The 17213-nt window shown below is 62.0% G+C and carries 17 protein-coding genes; 7 read left to right on the top strand and 10 right to left on the bottom strand.

The annotated features are described in order from the left end of the window. The first annotated feature begins 7 nt into the window (after nt 1–7). Entirely contained in the window at nt 8–685 is a 678-nt protein-coding gene (locus NKJ20_RS07180; RefSeq protein WP_352450508.1) for an ArsR/SmtB family transcription factor, read from the top strand. Nucleotides 686–902: 217 nt separating this feature from the next. Here the strand turns inward: NKJ20_RS07180 and NKJ20_RS07175 are convergent, their stop codons facing one another. Both NKJ20_RS07175 and NKJ20_RS07170 read right to left on the bottom strand, forming a co-directional pair. Beyond that, nucleotides 903–1583 (bottom strand): response regulator transcription factor, encoded by a 681-nt coding sequence (locus tag NKJ20_RS07175; protein WP_352743281.1) that lies wholly within the window; start codon nt 1581–1583, stop codon nt 903–905. Then, a complete protein-coding gene (locus NKJ20_RS07170; protein ID WP_352743279.1) occupies nt 1561–3165 on the bottom strand; it encodes a sensor histidine kinase in 1605 nt (534 codons plus the stop codon). Before NKJ20_RS07170 ends, NKJ20_RS07175 begins: the two co-directional genes overlap by 23 nt. 262 nt (nt 3166–3427) lie before the next feature. On the opposite strand from NKJ20_RS07170, the gene NKJ20_RS07165 reads away from it, so the two are divergent. Both NKJ20_RS07165 and NKJ20_RS07160 read left to right on the top strand, forming a co-directional pair. After that, a complete protein-coding gene (locus NKJ20_RS07165) occupies nt 3428–4798 on the top strand; it encodes an SLC13 family permease (RefSeq protein ID WP_352743277.1) in 1371 nt (456 codons plus the stop codon). A 1-nt stretch (nt 4799) separates the two neighbouring features. Next, a complete protein-coding gene (locus NKJ20_RS07160; RefSeq protein WP_352743276.1) occupies nt 4800–5990 on the top strand; it encodes a glycerate kinase family protein in 1191 nt (396 codons plus the stop codon). Between the two features lie 123 nt (nt 5991–6113). On the opposite strand, the gene NKJ20_RS07155 is transcribed toward NKJ20_RS07160, so the two are convergent. Beyond that, nucleotides 6114–7364, bottom strand: coding sequence for an MFS transporter (locus tag NKJ20_RS07155; RefSeq protein WP_352743274.1), 1251 nt, complete (start codon nt 7362–7364; stop codon nt 6114–6116). Nucleotides 7365–7491: 127 nt separating this feature from the next. On the opposite strand from NKJ20_RS07155, the gene NKJ20_RS07150 reads away from it, so the two are divergent. Next, nucleotides 7492–8373 carry an AraC family transcriptional regulator gene (locus tag NKJ20_RS07150; protein ID WP_352743272.1) on the top strand — a complete coding sequence of 294 codons (882 nt, stop codon included), beginning with the start codon at nt 7492–7494 and terminating at the stop codon, nt 8371–8373. 99 nt (nt 8374–8472) lie between these two features. On the opposite strand, the gene NKJ20_RS07145 is transcribed toward NKJ20_RS07150, so the two are convergent. From NKJ20_RS07145 to lgt, 6 genes are all read right to left on the bottom strand, one after another. Then, nucleotides 8473–9408 (bottom strand): ribose-phosphate pyrophosphokinase, encoded by a 936-nt coding sequence (locus tag NKJ20_RS07145; protein ID WP_023678427.1) that lies wholly within the window; start codon nt 9406–9408, stop codon nt 8473–8475. 251 nt (nt 9409–9659) lie between these two features. After that, nucleotides 9660–10280 (bottom strand): hypothetical protein, encoded by a 621-nt coding sequence (locus tag NKJ20_RS07140; RefSeq protein ID WP_352450502.1) that lies wholly within the window; start codon nt 10278–10280, stop codon nt 9660–9662. A 54-nt stretch (nt 10281–10334) separates the two neighbouring features. Continuing rightward, on the bottom strand, nt 10335–11486 hold the full coding sequence (locus NKJ20_RS07135) for a M24 family metallopeptidase (protein WP_023678425.1): 1152 nt from the start codon (nt 11484–11486) through the stop codon (nt 10335–10337). Further along, a complete protein-coding gene (gene pgeF, locus NKJ20_RS07130) occupies nt 11486–12274 on the bottom strand; it encodes a peptidoglycan editing factor PgeF (protein ID WP_352743270.1) in 789 nt (262 codons plus the stop codon). Before pgeF ends, NKJ20_RS07135 begins: the two co-directional genes overlap by 1 nt. A 154-nt stretch (nt 12275–12428) precedes the next feature. Continuing rightward, entirely contained in the window at nt 12429–13517 is a 1089-nt protein-coding gene (locus NKJ20_RS07125) for a class I SAM-dependent methyltransferase (RefSeq protein WP_352680832.1), read from the bottom strand. After that, nucleotides 13514–14365: a prolipoprotein diacylglyceryl transferase gene (gene lgt, locus NKJ20_RS07120; RefSeq protein ID WP_352743268.1), complete on the bottom strand. Its 852-nt coding sequence runs from the start codon at nt 14363–14365 to the stop codon at nt 13514–13516. Before lgt ends, NKJ20_RS07125 begins: the two co-directional genes overlap by 4 nt. 131 nt (nt 14366–14496) lie before the next feature. Here lgt and NKJ20_RS07115 point away from each other — a divergent pair, with 131 nt between their 5' ends. The 3 genes from NKJ20_RS07115 (at nt 14497) to NKJ20_RS07105 (ending at nt 15997) form a co-directional block, all read left to right on the top strand. Next, nucleotides 14497–14799 (top strand): accessory factor UbiK family protein, encoded by a 303-nt coding sequence (locus tag NKJ20_RS07115; protein ID WP_352681125.1) that lies wholly within the window; start codon nt 14497–14499, stop codon nt 14797–14799. Nucleotides 14800–15130: 331 nt separating this feature from the next. Next, entirely contained in the window at nt 15131–15631 is a 501-nt protein-coding gene (locus NKJ20_RS07110) for a type III secretion system chaperone family protein (RefSeq protein WP_023678420.1), read from the top strand. Between the two features lie 6 nt (nt 15632–15637). Beyond that, nucleotides 15638–15997 (top strand): tRNA-binding protein, encoded by a 360-nt coding sequence (locus NKJ20_RS07105; RefSeq protein ID WP_352743267.1) that lies wholly within the window; start codon nt 15638–15640, stop codon nt 15995–15997. A gap of 12 nt (nt 15998–16009) precedes the next feature. Here NKJ20_RS07105 and NKJ20_RS07100 read toward each other — a convergent pair whose 3' ends face one another. Beyond that, nucleotides 16010–17032 (bottom strand): glycosyltransferase family 4 protein, encoded by a 1023-nt coding sequence (locus tag NKJ20_RS07100; RefSeq protein ID WP_352743265.1) that lies wholly within the window; start codon nt 17030–17032, stop codon nt 16010–16012. Between the last annotated feature and the right edge of the window lie 181 nt (nt 17033–17213).

Below are 17213 nucleotides of genomic sequence, written 5' to 3'. Positions count from 1 at the left end.
ATGTCATATGAAAAGCGCGGACGTTCACCACCCAATCTTCGACGAAATAGCGGATCTCGCCCGCACCTTGGGGCATGCCCACCGGCTGGTTCTGTTGCGTCACATTGCCGATGGCGAACTGGCCGTCGAACAACTGACGCAACTTTCCGGGATCGCGTTAGCGAATACGTCGCAGCATCTTCAGCACCTCAAGCGAGCGGGCTTGGTGCAGACCCGGCGAGACGGAAAACGCGTTCTGTACCGGCTTGCAGATGGCCCAATCGAAAACGTGCTTGCGGCGCTGCGAAATCTTGCAAACCACAGACGCCAGCAGATCCGTGAGTTTATCAACGATAGCATCAGCCAGCCGGACAGGTTGGAAAACATCTCGCGCGAGGAACTCGTGCGCCGCATGCGAAACGACGAAGTCGTGCTGCTCGATGTCAGGCCGCAGAACGAATTCGTAGCGGGGCATTTGCCGGGTGCGATCAACATTCCCGCTGACGAGTTGGAGCAGCGGCTTGCGGCGCTCCCACGGGAAAAGGTCGTTGTCGCCTATTGTCGTGGAGTCCAGTGCGTTCTGTCGGCCGACGCCTTGGCAATCCTCAGGGCACGAGGCTGGGCCTCGCGCCGGTTCGAAGGCGGCTTCCCCGACTGGGTGGCTGCAGGCCTGGGGGTAGAGGGCGTGAATTACGAAAGCGGTTAACGGCCGCCAAATCGGCGTCGCCGGCCAAGCCCGAACACAAATGGAAAGGTGGGACCGCGGCGGGGCAATGCCCACGGCGGGTGGACGGCGCGCGCCGGCAGCATGGAAGTGAGCCAATGAACACCTATTCGGAAACAAGCGGTGGAACCGGCGTTGCGGAAGGGAAGGTTTCCAGCGAGTGGCGAGAACGGTGCGATAAAGAGTTTCGCTCTACCTTCTATGGCTTCCGCTCGACCAGCATGTAGCCGATCCCACGAACCGTCTGAATGCTGGCCGATGCATCCGGCCCGAGCTTCGCACGCAGATAGCGAATGTATACCTCCACGATCTTCGTCCCGGGTTCGAAGCTGTATGACCAGACATTGTTGAGGATGCGCTCGCGGCTAACCACTTTCCCCGCATTGAGCATGAGAAAATGCAGAAGGTCGAATTCACGTCGGGTAAGGCTGATTTCCCGGTCGCCGTCCGCAAAACGACGAGCGCTCGTGTCGAGATTGAGGCGGCTCACTCGAAGCAACTGCCGATCCACTGCACCCTGACGGCGTCGGCGCAGCGCGTCAATCCTGGCCACCAGTTCATCAAACGCAAACGGTTTCGTCAGGTAATCGTCGGCACCGACCTTGAGCCCATCTACGCGATCCTGAATTGTCTCCTTCGCGGTCAGCATCAGGATGAGAACCGGCCGCTGCTCCAATCGCACGATCCGGCACAGCTCAAGGCCGTCCAGGTAGGGAAGCAGACGGTCCAGGATCACGAGATCGAATGGATCCGTACGAATAATGGCTAGTCCCTCGCGACCGTCCTCCGCGACACTCACGTGGAAGCCTTCGGCCTCCAACCCCCGGCGGAGAAAGTCGGAGACACGCCGGTCGTCTTCAACGATCAGGATTCGAATCATGGGTGCGATGTACCAGCGGCAGTCTGATTCTGAGGAGGGTTCCCGAAGGCTCAATTCCTTCAAGGCCGATTGTGCCATTGTGCCCGTCTATAATCTCCTTGGCGATCGCGAGGCCAACACCAAGGCCGTCGGCTGCGGACCTCCCGCCGACACGCCCGCGATAATAACGGTCAAACACGAACGGGAGATCGTTGGCATCGATCCCTGAACCGTTGTCGCGGATGGCGATCTCAAGCATTTCATGATGCTCAGCCACCTCGACTGCTATCGTCTGATATGGCTTTGAGTACTTTATGGCGTTGTCGAAGCCGATCAGCAGCGCTTGCTTTAGGCGCTGGGCGTCACCCCGAATGAGGCAATGGTCTGGGTTGAGCGACAGATCAACGGATATCTGCTTGGGACCTGCGAGTACGGAAGCCTCCTGAACGGCCGCCTTCACAACCTCACCGGTATCGATGTTGTGCAAGGAGAACCTGAAATTTTCGGCTTCGGAGCGGGCGAATGCCAGAAGGTCCCCCAGGTTGCGAGCCATATCTTCAGCGTAATTGCGGATTCGGCTCAGAGCTTCGCGGTAAGGTCGAACACGCGGTTGGCCGCGGAGGGCAACGTCGGCCTCTCCGCGGAGAATCGTCAACGGCGTGCGGAGTTCGTGGCTTGCCTCCGCAAAAAATTGTGTGCGTCGGCTATCGATAGCTCTCAGTTGCTCATTGGCTTTCCGCAGTTCACGGGTGCGCAACTGAACCTCCGCCTCCAAGCGGTCCTGTACCGAAATCAGAGCAGCACGTTCGATCTCGAGGGCCTCGGCCATGCTGTTGAAACTTCGCGAGAGGGAAGCGAACTCGTCGCGTCCGGTCGCGGAAACGCGATGGTCGAGCTTGCCCGCAGCGATGGCTTTGGCGCTTTCGTTCAGTTCACGCACAGGTGTGGCGATTGATCGTCGCAGGACGAGGCCGAACCCTAGACTGCCCAGCGTGAGCAACGCAGCGAAGCCGCCGGTCAGCAGTAGCAGTCGCCATTGTGCGCCACGGACGCCGGCGAGTTCCTCTCCAACCTCCCTGCGCTCCTCGTGCAAAGCGGCTTCAATCATTTCTTCGAGATCGTTCTCTAGTCGATGCTCCACATCGTTGCGGAAGGCGTCTACGATGCCCTTTGGATCCCCCTTTGTTCGCTGGCTAAACAGTCGCTGGGCGGCCCGATCTATCGCCTCAAACAGCGCCTTGATGCGGCCGACGAATCTGAGTTCGGCCTCCTCCTGGCGTCTATCGCTCCAATATCCGAGAGCGCCGAGTTCCTCGCGAGTGGCGCCCTCCAGCTTGTAGAATCCGGATTTCACTGCTTCTCGTGCCGCTTCGAAATCCGGCATTTGCTCGGGCCCAAGCAGCAAGACTTCAGCGAGTTGCTCGGTGTAATTGTTGGCATGCCCATTGAGTTCGGCGAGCGCCTCGAACCGCCCGTGGACGCTGTCGATTCGGCGGACGAATTCCTCTGTCAGCTGGAGTGTTGCGAATGCCAGTCCTGAAATCAGTCCGACAAGGGCGAGAATGACGATTTGAAATAGGAAGATGCGGCCTCGAACGGTCATGCGGTAATCCTGCCGGCGATCGGATAATGCCTCTCACCAAATTCTAACCGGAGCCCTCCCAAGCGTCTAATCGGAACCTCGTAAGTTCGAGCGGAGGGTGTGCGACGCCCTCATCGCCACGTTGGCGACGAACTAGACGAGGTTTCGGTTGGCACAAGTAGATTTTCGGACCGACAGTGACGCCACCCTTCGGGAAAGGACACCGCCGGTGCTCTGGCCGATATGGCGAGCCGCACTGATCGGAACCTGTGCATCCCTGTGTGTGGCCATCATTGAATTCGGCCTCCCCGCGCTCCCGTCCGACGCCCGGCGAGCGCTCGAGATCCTGCTTGTCGCGATCATCGGGTGGACCTTAACGCGGTTCGACGATGCCTTCGTTGCAATCGCCGCCGGATTGGCAATGGCGCTGCTGGTCAACCGTGATCCAGGCGCGCTGTTTCATGCGCTCGGCGATGAGTTGATCTGGCTATTGCTTGCCTCCTTCATATTGGCGGCCACCTTCAAGGCGAGTGGGGTCGCAGATCGCGTTCTCGGCCTCGTGACGGGGCGCATGCGATCGGTTCGCACAATCGCCTATTCTTTGACGGCCGTCATGATCGCCACAGCCTTCGTCATTCCGTCGACCTCAGGTCGCGCAGCTTTGATGATCCCCGCCTATCAGGCGATCGCGGGACACTGTGGAAGCGCCCGGTTGCGAAGGGCCTTCGCGCTGCTGTTCCCCACTGTTATCCTGCTCTCGGCCATTGCATCGCCCGTCGGCGCCGGCGCCCATCTGCTGGCGATCGAAATGGTCGGCCGCCTCTCGGGTGTGAAAGTAAGCTATCTGGAATGGATCGCTTTCGGCCTGCCGTTTGCGGCCGTGAGCACCTTCCTTTCGGTCGAATGCCTGCTCCGGCTTTTCCTGTCGCCGGTCGAACGGCGGATGACCCTTTTGCAGCCAACGACGGTGACTAGTGGCGGTGCCGGATTGGCACGGCAGCCGATACTCTGGATCGCCGGCGGGGTTGTCATCGCGTGGCTGACCGAACCTGTCCACGGACTTGATGCCACCGTTATCGCTCTTGGCGGCGCTCTCTTGGCCACGCTTCCTGGAGTCGGCTCCGTGGCGTTTGGCGATGCAATCAAGAGTGCGGAGTGGAAGCTGCTCTTGTTTCTGGCGGCGACGATCTGCTTGGCAGACGGCCTGACGGCATCAGGCCTCAATCGGTGGTTGATCGAGACCACTGTCGATCCACTGCGCGGCACCGGCTTGGGCCCGTTGGCGCTTATCTCCTTATTAGCCTTGCTTGGGCTTTTCAGTCATCTCGTGATCCACAGTCGCACGGCGCGTGTCTCGGTGCTGCTGCCCCCGGCGCTGATGCTCGCATCAACAGCGCGGCTCGACCCTCTCGTTGCAATGTTTGTCCTCGTCTCGGCGACTGGCTTTTGCCAAACCCTCGCGATCTGCGCGAAACCGGTGGCGCTTTTCGCGGGGGTCGACGAGGAAGGCTACGGCCCGAAAGACCTCGCCTTGCTCAGCTCAATCCTGCTGCCGATGCAGTTCATCGTCATCGTCGTGTTCGCGGTCGCCGTGTGGCCAGCCACCGGAGCCCTGCTCAACACGCTCCATCTGCAACTTGCTGGAGAGCCGTAGAATGTCGAAAAAGAAAGGATTGACGAAACGAAGACGGCTTCGAGTATTGGTCGCACCCTCCGGCTTTAAGGAGAGCCTCGGTGTTCGTGATGTCATCGCTGCATTGGCGCGGGGCGTTCGCAATGCCGTTCCGACAGCAAAGATCCTGGGCCTTCCAATGGTGGATGGTGGCGAGGATTTTACGCGGACCCTTGTTGAATTGTCTGATGGCGAGCTGCATTCCGTCACAGTGACGGGACCGGTGGGACAACCCGTGGCGGCCAATGTCGGTTTTCTCGGGCGAAGAAAGAAACGGACAGCAGTTCTGGAAATCGCGGCGGCTGCCGGGCTCCGGCTCGTCCCCACGGACATGCGTGACCCGACCCGCACTACAAGTTATGGGGTTGGTGAGTTGATTCGTTTTGCGCTCGATCTTGGCGCGGAAAGAATTCTGATCGGCTGCGGTGACTCGGGTGTCAACGATGCAGGAACCGGCATGGCCCAAGCATTAGGCGTGCGTCTGCTCGATGGCGGCGGCCGTCCCATTTCGGGGAGCGGCTCGGCCCTCTCATCGCTAGCTCGTGTCGATCTTTCCAGTCGTGATCATCGCCTTTCGAATGTTCGTATCGACGTCGCGGTAAATCCCTACAACATGCTGCTCGGCGAGAGAGGCGTCGCCCGGGTGTTCGGCCCGCAAAAGGGTGCAACACCTGACCAGGTGGTTTTGCTCGAGCAGGGCATGGAAAATGTCGCTCACGTCGTTCGCCGCGACCTCGGCGTCGACGTGACGCCGCTTGTCGGCGGAGGAGCTTCCGGGGGACTCGGCGCCGGACTTCACGCCTTTGCTGGGGCCCGGCTGCATCCGCGCTTCGACCTGATCCTGCGGTATATGGATCTCGATCATCGGCTGTCAAACGCCGACATCGTCATGACAGCCGAGGGTGGCCTGGATGGTCAGACGAGCTTTGGAAAGATACCAGCCGAGATTGCCCGGCGCGCGAAACGTCACAATCTGCCTGTCATCGCCTTGGTCGGAACGATCGGAGCAGGTGCAGAGGCGACCCACGACATCGGCATCGATGCCTTCTTCAGCATTCTGTGCCGACCGTGTTCCCTCGAAGACGCGATCCGTGACGCCGACACGCTGCTGGCGAACGCTGCCGAGCAGGCATTCCGGCTGATGCGGGCGACGCGTGCTTTCAAGTTCAGATGACGGAGCGTGTCAGCCAATGGCCGCGATGTCGCTACGCGGCGGCCCTGACCGGCTCGAAGTCTATGTCGAGAACCGAATTTCGCGCTGCCCGGTGGGCGGGGAAGCCGAAGTCCAACCCAAACTTCAGCCGATCGTGGTCCCCGCCTTGAGCTTCCTCGCCTCCTTCATGTTGGGAAGAAAAACCGTCAGCAGCCCGAGTAGCGGCAAATACGAGCAGACCTGGAAGACGAAATCGATGCCCTTCATGTCGGCGACGACGCCAAGCACGGCGGCCGCGATGCCGCCCATGCCGAAGGCGAAGCCGAAAAAGATGCCGGCGATCATGCCGACCCGGCCGGGCACCAGTTCCTGCGCGAAGACGACGATGTTCGAGAAGGCCGAGGACAGGATCAGGCCGATCAGCACGGTGAGAACCATTGTCCACTCGAGATTGGCGTAGGGCAGGGCCAGGGTGAAGGGCAGCACGCCGACGATCGAGAACCAGATCATCGCCTTCTGTCCGTAGCGGTCGCCGAACGGGCCGCCGAGCAGGATGCCCAGGGCCGAGGCGCCGAGGAACAGGAACAGCATGACCTGCGACATCTGCACCGAAACGCCGAATTTATGGATGGCATAGAAGGTGTAGTAGCTGGACAGGCTGGCGATGTAGGCGTTCTTGGTCAATACCAGCAAGGTCAGCACCGCCAGCGCGCCCAGGACCTTGCGGCGCGGGAAAGGCGAAACGAAGCCTGCCGCTTTGCGGGTGCCCTGTGCGGCGCGCAGGCGGCTGTACCAGCCGCCAACCTGCCACAGCACGATGATGCCGATCAGCGAGCCGCCGGCAAACCAGGCGATGCTGGTCTGGCCGAAGGGCACGACGATGAAGGCTGCCAGCAGCGGCCCCATCGCCTGGCCGAAATTGCCGCCGACCTGGAACAGCGACTGCGCAAGACCGAACCGACCACCGGAGGCGAAGCGGGCGATGCGCGAGGATTCCGGGTGGAAGATCGCCGAGCCGATGCCGATCAGCGAAGCGCCGATGAGGAGCAGCGAGTAGTGTCCGGCATAGGCCAGCACGACCAGCCCGATCAGCGAAGAAGCCATGCCATAGGGCAGCGAATAAGGCATCGGCCGTTTGTCGGTAATCATGCCGATCACCGGCTGCAGCAAGGATGCCGTCACCTGGAAGGTGAAAGTCAAAAGGCCGATCTGCCAGAAATCGAGACCGTAATTGTCCTTCAGCAGCGGATAGATCGCCGACAGCAGCGACTGCATGATATCGTTGATGCAATGGCAGAAGCTCACCGCCAGGATGACGGTGAAGGCCGTCGCCTGAGCTGAAATGTGGCTGGCCGCTGCCGGCTTGGCGTCGGCGGTTGCTGTGGTATCGGTCAAGGCAGGCTCCGTGGTCTTTTTGGCGGGCGCTCCCGCAGCGGTCTGATAGGGCGCAGCCTTATACGTTGCTTGTCACGCGACTTCTTTCGTGGTTTGGTCCAATAGTTTCGCAAGTGGGCCATAGCTGATGCCGCATGGCAGGGAAATGTTCAGAGCGGGCGACACCGATCTCGGGCTGTTGCATGAGCGTCGCTGGCAATGGCTGGAGCAGGCCGTAGGGCCGGCAGTGGCGCTGCCGACCGAATATCCGGACGGCTACCATGTGCCACGGCACCATCATAGCCGCAGCCAGTTGCTGCACGCGCTGGTCGGTGTCGTGCTGGTGACGACGCGGCATGGGCGCTGGATGGTGCCTCCGGACCACGCGATGTGGATCCCCGCCGGCACCGAACATTCCGTCGAGATGCTGGGCGACGTCAGCATGCGGTCCGTCTATGTGATGCCGGAGGCCATTCCCGGCCTGCCGGACGGGTTGCGTGTCGTCGGCATCACCGACCTGATGCACAGCCTGATCGTGGAATCGGAAAAGCTGCCGCAAGGCGCCGAGCTGGAGGGGCGAGGCGGGCTGATCATGAAGCTCCTGCTGCACGAAATCCCGAACCTGCCGGAACGGCCGCTCGGCCTTCCGTTCCCGTCCGATGCAAGGTTGGCGACGCTGTGCCGGCGCTTCGTCTCGGCACCGTCACCGCATGCGACGATCGACGAGTGGGCCGCTATCGTCGGCATGAGCCGCCGCTCTTTCACCCGCGCGTTCCACCGCCAGACCGGATTGTCGCTGTCGACCTGGCGTCAGCAGGCCTGTCTGTTCGCGGCGCTGCCACGGCTGGCCGACGGCGAGCCGATCACGAGGGTGGCGCTCGATCTCGGTTATGACAGCGTGCCGGCGTTCATCACCATGTTCAAGCGCATGCTGGGAGCCTCGCCACGCGGTTACATGCGGGGCGCCCGTGATGCTGGCGAAGGTGTGCGACGAACAAGCGGTCCGGCTCGGCCTGAGGCGCAGCCCTGAAGGGCGTCGCATTCGACCGGCCTCATGCGACGCGCTTTGGGTTCTTGTTGTATGCATGTCGTTATCGCAAAACCGCTGCACAGTTTTGCGCGACACGCATTAATCGAACAGGCTCGACACCGATTCCTCGGTCGCCGTGCGCGAGATCGCCTCGCCCATCAGTTCGGCGATGGAGATGACGCGGATATTGGCGGCGTCCAGCACTGCCTGGGTCGGCTGGATGGAATCGGTGATGACCAGTTCCTGCAGTTTCGAGGCGCCGATGCGGGCGATGGCGCCGCCGGACAAAACGCCATGGGTAGTATAGGCGGTGACACTGGTGGCGCCATCGGCAAGCAGCGCATCGGCCGCATTGCACAGCGTGCCGCCCGAATCGATGATGTCGTCGATCAACAGGCAATCCTTGCCGCGCACGTCACCGATGACGTTCATGACTTCCGATTCGCCGGGGCGCTCGCGGCGCTTGTCGACGATGGCAAGCTGGGCGTCGATGCGCTTGGCGAGCGCGCGGGCGCGGACCACGCCGCCGACATCCGGCGACACCACCATGACATTGGCAAGCTGCTTGTATTTCGCCTTTACGTCGCGGGCCATGACCGGCACGGAAAACAGATTGTCGGTCGGGATGTCGAAGAAGCCTTGAATCTGGCCGGCATGGAGATCCAGGGTCAGCACCCGGTTGACGCCCGCCCTCGTGATCATGTTGGCGACCAGCTTGGCCGAGATGGGTGTGCGGCCCGAGGCGCGGCGATCCTGCCTGGCATAGCCGAAATAAGGAATAACTGCAGTGATGCGCTTGGCCGAGGAGCGCATGAAGGCGTCGATCATGATGAGCAGTTCCATCAAATGATCGTTAGTCGGGAACGAAGTGGACTGCAGGATGAAGACGTCCTCGCCGCGCACGTTCTCCTGGATCTCGACGAAGATTTCCTGGTCGGCGAAGCGCCTGACGCTGGCCTTGCCCAGCGGAATGTTGAGGTAGCGGGCGACTGATTCGGCCAGCACCCTGTTGGAATTGCCCGCGAAGAGCTTCATGCACCGTTCCTGGCGAAGGATTGAGAGACTCCGATAGCACTCCAGCCTCTTAGTCGGGCTTTTAGCGGCCCGCGCCGGTATTGCAAGCGTCGTGAATGGGAATCCGCCGGCTAATCTCAATAAACGCTTACGGCTTGAGCATGCGGCGATAGAGCCAGTTCCATGCCGACGGAATCGGGATAGCTCTATCTTTCAGTCTGAGCATGCTCTTTTCCGAAAACCGGATTCCACTTTCGGAATTATGCTCCAGGTCAGCCGGCGCCGCCGCCAAGCCAAGTGGCGAACTGGTCGATTGTCTGGTCGGCAATTGCCTGCATGGTCGCCGGCGCGACCGCCGTCCAGCCTTCGCCGCCGCCAACAGAGGGCGCCTTCTGCTGGCCGTTGATGCGATGCAGCCGGTTGCCGGCCGGGTCATAGATGTCCCAGACATAGATGACGGTAGTGTCCTTGCCTTCCGTCATGGTCGAGAAATAGCCCTTGAGCACATGCGTTGGGGTCTGGTCGGTGCTGCCGGCCAAGGTGATGCCGCGCTGCCTGGCGCGTGTCTGAAGCTCGGCGGTCAGCGGTGTCGCGGCTTCTACCGAGGCGCCGACGATCGGCGCCACCTGCAGCCGGGTCCGCGCAATGGCAGCCGCGCTTTTGGCGAGCGGCACGGCTGCTGCAGCGGAAGGCTGCGCTGTATCTGCAGTTTGCGCGGTGCCGGCAGGCTGAGCCGGAGTTGCGGGGGGCGTTGCGGCACCTCCGGCTCCGGAGAGCGATTGCGTCGATTGTGGGGCAATGGCCGAGGGTTCGAGAACGTCCTTCGCATTGGTGCAGGCCGCCAGTGCCAGCGCCACGAGCAATGACACGGTCGTCACATGCGATCGTCTCATTAGCCTGAAAACTCCTTGGCGACGAACGCCCCTCACACTCTTTCCATTATGGATTCACTGCACGATCAAGTCGAGATCATGGCGGGACAGCGGCTTCGGCTGGGATTCGGTGGTCAGATAGGTGCGGCCAAGCGTCATCGCGGTTTCGGTTTCGGAGTCCATGATGATCATATGGGCGAACAGCGTCATGTTCGGCGCAATCGGTTCGGGATTACCCTGATAGAACATCGGCATATCCATCCAGGACGGGGTGAAGCGGGCGCCGAGCGAATAGCCGCAGGCATTGAGCCGGTGCTTGGTCAAATTGTGGGCTTCGAGGGTGCGGGCATGGGCGTCGAACACGTCGCCGAACGTATTACCGGGCGTCATCGCCTTCTCGACTGCAAGTAGCGCGGCGCGGGCGGCATCGAACAATTCCTGGTGGCGTTTCGATACCTTGCCGGTCAACACCGTGCGCATCATTGCCGCATGGTAGTGGTGGAAGACACCGGCCCATTCGAGCGTCAGCTGGTCGTTCTTGGTGAGCTTGCGGCGACCGGCCTTGTAGCGGCAAAGCAGGGCGTCGACTCCGGAGCCGATGATGAACTCGTTGGCCGGATAATCGCCGCCGCCGGCAAAGATCGCACCTTGCATGGCGGCGAGGATCAGCGCCTCATCGCCGCCCTGCTTGATCAGCGGCAGTGCTGCGTCCAGCGCGTCGTCGGCCAGATTTGCGGCTTTTTCCGCCTTGGCGATTTCTGCCGGGCTCTTGAACAGCCGTAGCCGGCTGACAATGCCGGAGGCATCCGCGATCTGCCCGAAGGTCTGCAACTGCTCGTCGAGGCGCCGGCCATTATAGGCGGTCAGGCCGTGGGTGTCGTATTCGACGCCGATCCGGGCGCCGAGCAGGTCAAGCTCGTTGAGCAGATTGCGCAGATCTACCGCCGGATTGGCGCCGTTGCGGTCCGTCCACAAAACGATGTTGTCGATGATCGAGGTGTGGCGCGCCTGGCGCAAGTCGGCCGAACGCGTCAGCAGCACCATCGAGCCGTCGGCCTTGACCACCAGGCACTGGAAAAAGCAGAAGCCGAAGGTGTCGTAGCCGGTTAGCCAATACATGCTTTCCTGGGCAAACAGCAGGACGGCGTCGAGCTTCTTTTCGGCGATCTCGATCATCAGTCGATCGCGCCGCGCGTCGAATTCCGAGCGTTCGAAATGCAGCGCCATCAGTCAGCCTCCAAAACGATTGCCGAAACCTGCCGCCCGTAGTCGGGCTCGTTGCTATGCGTGCTGCGCCGATAGGAGTAGAAAAGCTCTTCCTCGGCATAGGTGCAGCGGCCAAGTCCCTCGGCGTTGACGCCAGCCTTGGTCAGCCGGTCGACCGTGTAGCGGTTGAGATCGAACATCGCGTGTCCGGCATTTGCGGAGGGCGCGAAATAGCGAGCATTGCCGGCATCGGCGTCGACGAAACGGGCGACGAATTCCGGTCCGACTTCGTAATTCCGCGGGCCGATCGAAGGACCGAGCACTGCGACGATGCGGTCGCGCCGGGCGCCGAGGCTTTCCATTGCCGCGATGGTGTTTTCCAGCACTCCGGTGAAAGCGCCTTTCCAGCCGGCATGGGCGGCGCCGATAATGCGCGCCTCGGCGTCGGCGAAGAGGACCGGTCCGCAGTCGGCGGTCGAGGCACCGACGGCAATGCCCTGCCGGTCGGTGACAATGGCGTCGGCCTTGGGCCGCTCGCCGGCAAAAGGCTCCCTGGCAATGACGACGTCCGGCGAATGAACCTGGTGAGCGGTCAGCAGATGGTTTGCAGGCACGCCCATCCATTCGGCGACCCGGCGGCGATTCTCGCGCACCAGCGTCTGGTCGTCGTTCGAGCCGGTGCCGATGTTGAGGCCCCGGTAGATGCCGCTGGAAATGCCGCCGACTCGCGTGAAGTAGCCGTGGCGGATGCCTTGCGCCGTTTCCAGCAAGGGCGACCGAACGGGATCCGGTTTGGTCTGATTCAGCATGGCGGCTTTGTTGTCCGTATGGGCGATTTCGTCAAGCGAGTTGAAGGGGCGCAGTTGAAGGCTGGTCAGTTGAAGGCTGGTCAGTTGAAGGCTGGCGCAGTTGATGTCGGGCGCTAGTCGGAGACGGGAGAGTGAGAGAGGCGGCAGCGAAAAGTCAATCCGTGCTTGGAAACGGCGGAACGGCAATGCCGGCGGGGAGGACGGCAAGCACCTTGAAGAGTTCGCCCATGGCCAGCGGGCCGGCGAGGCGCTCGACGTCGGCCGCGATCTTTTCGCGAGCTGCCTCATCGGCATTGGCGCCGAGCCGGCCAGCTCGTTCGAGAAGCCCCATCTTGAGCAGGAATTCACCTTGCGTTGAGAGGTGGGCATCGAGGCTGTGTGCCCGAACGGTTGCCGCGAGGGCAGCGAAATCGACATGGGCTGTGAGATCGGCCTGCCCCGGATTGGCCAGCACGTCCTCATGACCGTGCTTGCGCAAGGCCTGCAAGGTGTCGCCGATCCCGGGCTGGAGGTGACCGTAGTCGAGAAACAGGCCGGCGCCGCCAAATCCGGCAAGTCGCCCGGCGATGGCCGCCATCAGGGCGGCGCGGGCTGGCGCCATCTCGACGATGGCACCTTGCGGCGCATTCTCGGCACCCTCCGGCAGCAGCATCGGGTCAAGCGAGCCGGCGCCGACGAAAAAGCGCAGCCGGTTCGCATCGTCGAGACCGATCATCCGCTCGCGCCAGCCGGCCCCAGCGCGGACGAACTGGCGGATGGGCACCGCGTCAAACAGCTCGTTACCAACAATCAGAAGCGGCCCCTGCGGTAGTGTGTCGACGGCCTCATGCCAGGCGATGGTGGCCGACGTCCCGGCAAGCGTTCGTTTCTGGACCTCGGTCAACCGCAGACTGGTCTCGATCAAGGCGAACGATGCGCTGGCGGTAAGCGTCGGATCGAGCCGCGAAAGCGTGCGCAGCATATCTCTCATCAGCGTGCCGCGGCCGGGGCCTATTTCGGCGATGGCGACCGGCGTCGGCCGGTCGATCGCCAGCCACGCCTGATAGAGCCAGATGGCGACCAGCTCGCCAAACATCTGGCTGACCTCCGGCGCGGTGACGAAGTCGCCGGCGGCGCCGAACGGCTCACGTGTCGTATAATAGCCGTCCTGCGGATCGAACAGGCAGAGCGCCATGTATTCGCTGATGGGGATCGGTCCCACGGCACCGATCAGCTCGGCGATGCGGGTCTTCAGCCGCGTCATGCCGGCTGCGGTTTTGTCACCGGCTTGGCTGTAGCCATCGCCCAGATGCCGGCCAGCACCATCGGCAGTGACAGCACCATTCCCATGGTCAGCCAGCTCGTGCCAAGGAGGTAGCCAAGCTGCTGGTCGGGCTCGCGAAAGAATTCGACGAAGATGCGCGAGGCGCCATAGCCGGCGATGAAGGCGCCGCCGACGAAGCGCGGCGTCTTCAGCTTGAGCCGCGAATGGGTGAGGAAGCGCAGGACAAGGAACAACACCAGCCCTTCGAGGAGCGCCTCGTAGATCTGGCTCGGATGGCGTGCAAATGGGCCGCCATTGGGGAATTCGAATGCCCATGGAACGTCGGTCGGCCGGCCCCATAGTTCGGAATTGATGAAGTTTGCCAGGCGAACGAGGCCAAGCCCCACCGGCACGCCGGCGGCAACCACGTCGAACAGCGACCATGTGCGGATGCCACGAGACCGGGAAAACAGCGTCATTGCGAGAATGACGCCGATCAGGCCGCCATGAAACGACATCCCGCCCTGCCAGACGGCGACGATATCGAGCGGATTGGCAATGTAGCGCGGCAGGTCGTAGAACAGCACGTAGCCGGTGCGTCCGCCGAGCACCACACCGATGGCTGCCCAGACGATGAAGTCATCGAGGTCGACGGGCTTCATCGGCAGGGTGCCGTCGGGCCACAGTTTTGGGTTGGTGACGAGGCGCTTGGCATACCACCAGGCGAACAGAATGCCGACGATGTAGCCGACGCCGTACCAATGCACCGCCAGCGGTCCGATCCGGACGATGACCGGGTCGATGTTGGGAAAGGGCAGGGCGGCCAGCGGCAGCAAATATTCGCTCAACAGGGTCTCCGGGTTCCCAATCAGGTTCGGGCGCGGACCATGCGGCAGGCTTTTGGCGGGGTCAAGGCAAGCATATGCTTGCATTCCGAATCGTGCGCCACTACGTCAATTCGACCAAGCGAGGATTTGCCATGGCGACCGGACCGAACCGCATTCTCGATGAATTCGCCAAGCTGATGACCGATGCAGCCGGTGCCGCGCAAGGCGTGCGGCGCGAGGTGGAGACCGCCTTCAGGGGCCAGGCCGAGCGCATACTCAACTCCATGGACGTGGTGCAGCGCGAGGAATTCGAGGCCGCTCGCGACATGGCGGCGAAGGCCAGGGAAGAAAACACCCGCCTCGCCGCTCGCATCGAGGCGCTCGAGGCCAGGCTTGCCGAATTGACCGGTCAACCAGCGCCTGCGGCTGCGGCAAAGCCGCGTGCAAAAAAATAACAAGAAATAAATCGTTAAACTTTTCCACAAAGCCGGATCGCAAAAAGCGCTTTGTCGTGAATCGCTTACCGGTACTGCGTGAATCTTTGTGACAGCGCCTTTCCACATGCGAATGACGCAGTGCGAAAAATTTGGCTGGTCACGCGACTCCCGATCAATAGACTGAATTTGTTGCATGATTCGGAGCAGGGTCATGCGCCGGGCGGTGGGGTCCGGTCCGGGGTCTTTGCGTTGACGAAGTCCTGGCCGTCCGAGTTCTAGGCAGAATTGTTCGAGTGTGCCTCTCCCGCGGAGCGTGTGGTGGCGCTCCCAGAACGACAGGAAGCATTTCATGGAACTTCTCGAACTCGAATTCTCCCGCGAAATCCATCCGGTGGATGTTATCGAGCAGGTGGCGCACAACAACGATTGGTCCTTCGAGCGGGCCGGCGACGACGAGATCTCGATCTCTGTTGCCGGAAGCTGGACCGACTACCACGTTTCATTCTCCTGGATGGAGGACTATGAGGCGCTGCACCTGGCCTGCGCCTTCGACATCAAGGTCCCGGAGGCGCGTGCGCTCGAGGTGATGCGGCTGCTTTCGCTGATCAACGAGCAGATGCTATTTGGCCATTTCGACCTCTGGGAGCAGGAAGGCGCCATCATGTTCCGCCAGTCGCTGCTGCTGGCCGGTGGGGTCGAGCCGTCGAGCCAGCAGGTCGAGGTGCTGCTGTCGTCGGCGCTGGAGGCCTGCGAATGCTATTTCCAGGCGTTCCAGTTCGTCGTCTGGTCAGGAACTTCGGCCAAGGATGCGTTGGCCGGCGTGCTGTTCGAAACCTACGGAAACGCCTGACCGTCGATGGTTTCGAGCAACGCGCGAAAACCCGAGATCAGCTTTGCCGATTTCGACCGCATCGACATCCGCGCCGGCACGATCGTCGAGGCCGAGCCTTTTCCCGAGGCGCGCAACCCGGCGATCAAGTTGAAAATCGATTTCGGTCCCGTGATCGGGGTGAAGAAATCCTCGGCCCAGATCACGAAATACTATACGCCCGAAGCCCTGATCGGCCGGCAGGTGTTCGCTGTGGTCAATTTCCCGCCGCGTCAGATCGGGCCGTTCATGTCGGAAGTGCTGACGCTTGGCTTTCCGGATGAGGAGGGCGCGGTTGTGCTGGGCGCCATCGAGCGAAAGGTGCCTGACGGCGGTCGGTTATTTTAGCCGCAGTTCTGATCAGGCGGCCAGTTTACGCGTGGTACCCAGCGCCTCTTCGACCGTTTCCATGAACATTTCCGCGCAGACCTTCCAGCTGTAGCGCATCGCGCGTTGCCGCGCCTCGGCGCGGTCGACGTGAAGGGCGGCGAGCGCTGCTTGCCGCAGGTCGTCCGATACCGCGCCGCCGATGCCGTCGCCGACGATGTCGATCGGTCCGGTGACGGGATAGGCTGCGACCGGCGTGCCGCTGGCCAGCGCCTCGATGATGACGTTGCCGAACGTGTCGGTACGGCTGGGGAAGACGAAAACATCGGCCGAGGCGTAGATCTCGGCTAGTTCGTCGTTCGGACGATGGCCGAGGAAATGGGCATCGGGATATCTGGCCTTCAGCTTCGCCAATTCCGGCCCTTCGCCTACGACCAACTTGCTACCGGGCAGGTCGAGGTCGAGGAAGGCCGGCAGGTTCTTTTCGATCGCGACGCGGCCGACGCAGAGGAAGATCGGTCCGGGAAATCCCAGGTCCTTTCTTTTGTCCGGCCGAAAATGATCGGTGTCGACGCCGCGCGTCCACGGCCGGAGCTTGGTGAAGCCGCGCGCCGCAAGATCGTCGGCAAGCGACTGGGTGGCAACCAGCGTGCCCTGTCCTGAATTGTGGAAATCACGCAGCCAGCGATAGGCCCATGCTTCAGGCACCGGCAGGCGCGCGCTCAGATATTCCGGAAAACGTGTGTGATAGCTGGTCGTGAACGGGCGGCCGGCGTTGCGGCAGTAGCGCCGGGCCATAATGCCGAGCGGTCCTTCGGTGACGATATGGATGTGGTCCACCTTGCGTGCCTCGATCAGCTGCGCCACGCGGTGCGGCGTCGTCAGCGCCAGCCTGATATCGGGATAGGTCGGCAGAGGCAGGGTGCGAAAGATATTCGGCGTCAGGAAGTCCGTTTCGATATCGAAGGATTTCAGGGTCTCCGAGAGGCGCTCCAGCGTGTGGACGACGCCGTTGACTTGCGGGCGCCAGGCGTCGGTGACCATCAGGATGCGCATGGCGGTCCCTTGGCGGCAAGCTTCATTGCCTCGCCGCGACGCCTGAGCGGCGACCACGCCGCAGCTCTGGCGTCGCACCAGCGCACCCGGGCAGGTGCGGGGTCGAAATGAGGCCGCAGGGCCGAATCAATCAGGATTGCGCGCTTCATTGGCGCTCTTCACCATGGTTTCATGACGGGCC

The sequence above is a fragment of the Mesorhizobium sp. M0185 genome, assembly GCF_040322175.1.
GTDB lineage: Bacteria > Pseudomonadota > Alphaproteobacteria > Rhizobiales > Rhizobiaceae > Mesorhizobium.
Note: the sequence above shows the minus strand (reverse complement) of the source record. Positions and strands in the feature narration are given on the sequence as shown.

Excerpts from the sequence above, each read along its gene's own strand:
- NKJ20_RS07180 (WP_352450508.1), top strand. The coding sequence starts at position 8 with ATGAAAAGCGCGGACGTTCACCACCCAATCTTCGACGAAATAGCGGAT.
- NKJ20_RS07175 (WP_352743281.1), bottom strand. The coding sequence starts at position 1,583 with ATGATTCGAATCCTGATCGTTGAAGACGACCGGCGTGTCTCCGACTTT.
- NKJ20_RS07170 (WP_352743279.1), bottom strand. The coding sequence starts at position 3,165 with ATGACCGTTCGAGGCCGCATCTTCCTATTTCAAATCGTCATTCTCGCC.
- NKJ20_RS07160 (WP_352743276.1), top strand. The coding sequence starts at position 4,800 with ATGTCGAAAAAGAAAGGATTGACGAAACGAAGACGGCTTCGAGTATTG.
- NKJ20_RS07150 (WP_352743272.1), top strand. The coding sequence starts at position 7,492 with ATGCCGCATGGCAGGGAAATGTTCAGAGCGGGCGACACCGATCTCGGG.
- NKJ20_RS07145 (WP_023678427.1), bottom strand. The coding sequence starts at position 9,408 with ATGAAGCTCTTCGCGGGCAATTCCAACAGGGTGCTGGCCGAATCAGTC.
- NKJ20_RS07140 (WP_352450502.1), bottom strand. The coding sequence starts at position 10,280 with ATGAGACGATCGCATGTGACGACCGTGTCATTGCTCGTGGCGCTGGCA.
- NKJ20_RS07135 (WP_023678425.1), bottom strand. The coding sequence starts at position 11,486 with ATGGCGCTGCATTTCGAACGCTCGGAATTCGACGCGCGGCGCGATCGA.
- pgeF (WP_352743270.1), bottom strand. The coding sequence starts at position 12,274 with ATGCTGAATCAGACCAAACCGGATCCCGTTCGGTCGCCCTTGCTGGAA.
- NKJ20_RS07125 (WP_352680832.1), bottom strand. The coding sequence starts at position 13,517 with ATGACGCGGCTGAAGACCCGCATCGCCGAGCTGATCGGTGCCGTGGGA.
- NKJ20_RS07115 (WP_352681125.1), top strand. The coding sequence starts at position 14,497 with ATGGCGACCGGACCGAACCGCATTCTCGATGAATTCGCCAAGCTGATG.
- NKJ20_RS07110 (WP_023678420.1), top strand. The coding sequence starts at position 15,131 with ATGGAACTTCTCGAACTCGAATTCTCCCGCGAAATCCATCCGGTGGAT.
- NKJ20_RS07105 (WP_352743267.1), top strand. The coding sequence starts at position 15,638 with ATGGTTTCGAGCAACGCGCGAAAACCCGAGATCAGCTTTGCCGATTTC.
- NKJ20_RS07100 (WP_352743265.1), bottom strand. The coding sequence starts at position 17,032 with ATGCGCATCCTGATGGTCACCGACGCCTGGCGCCCGCAAGTCAACGGC.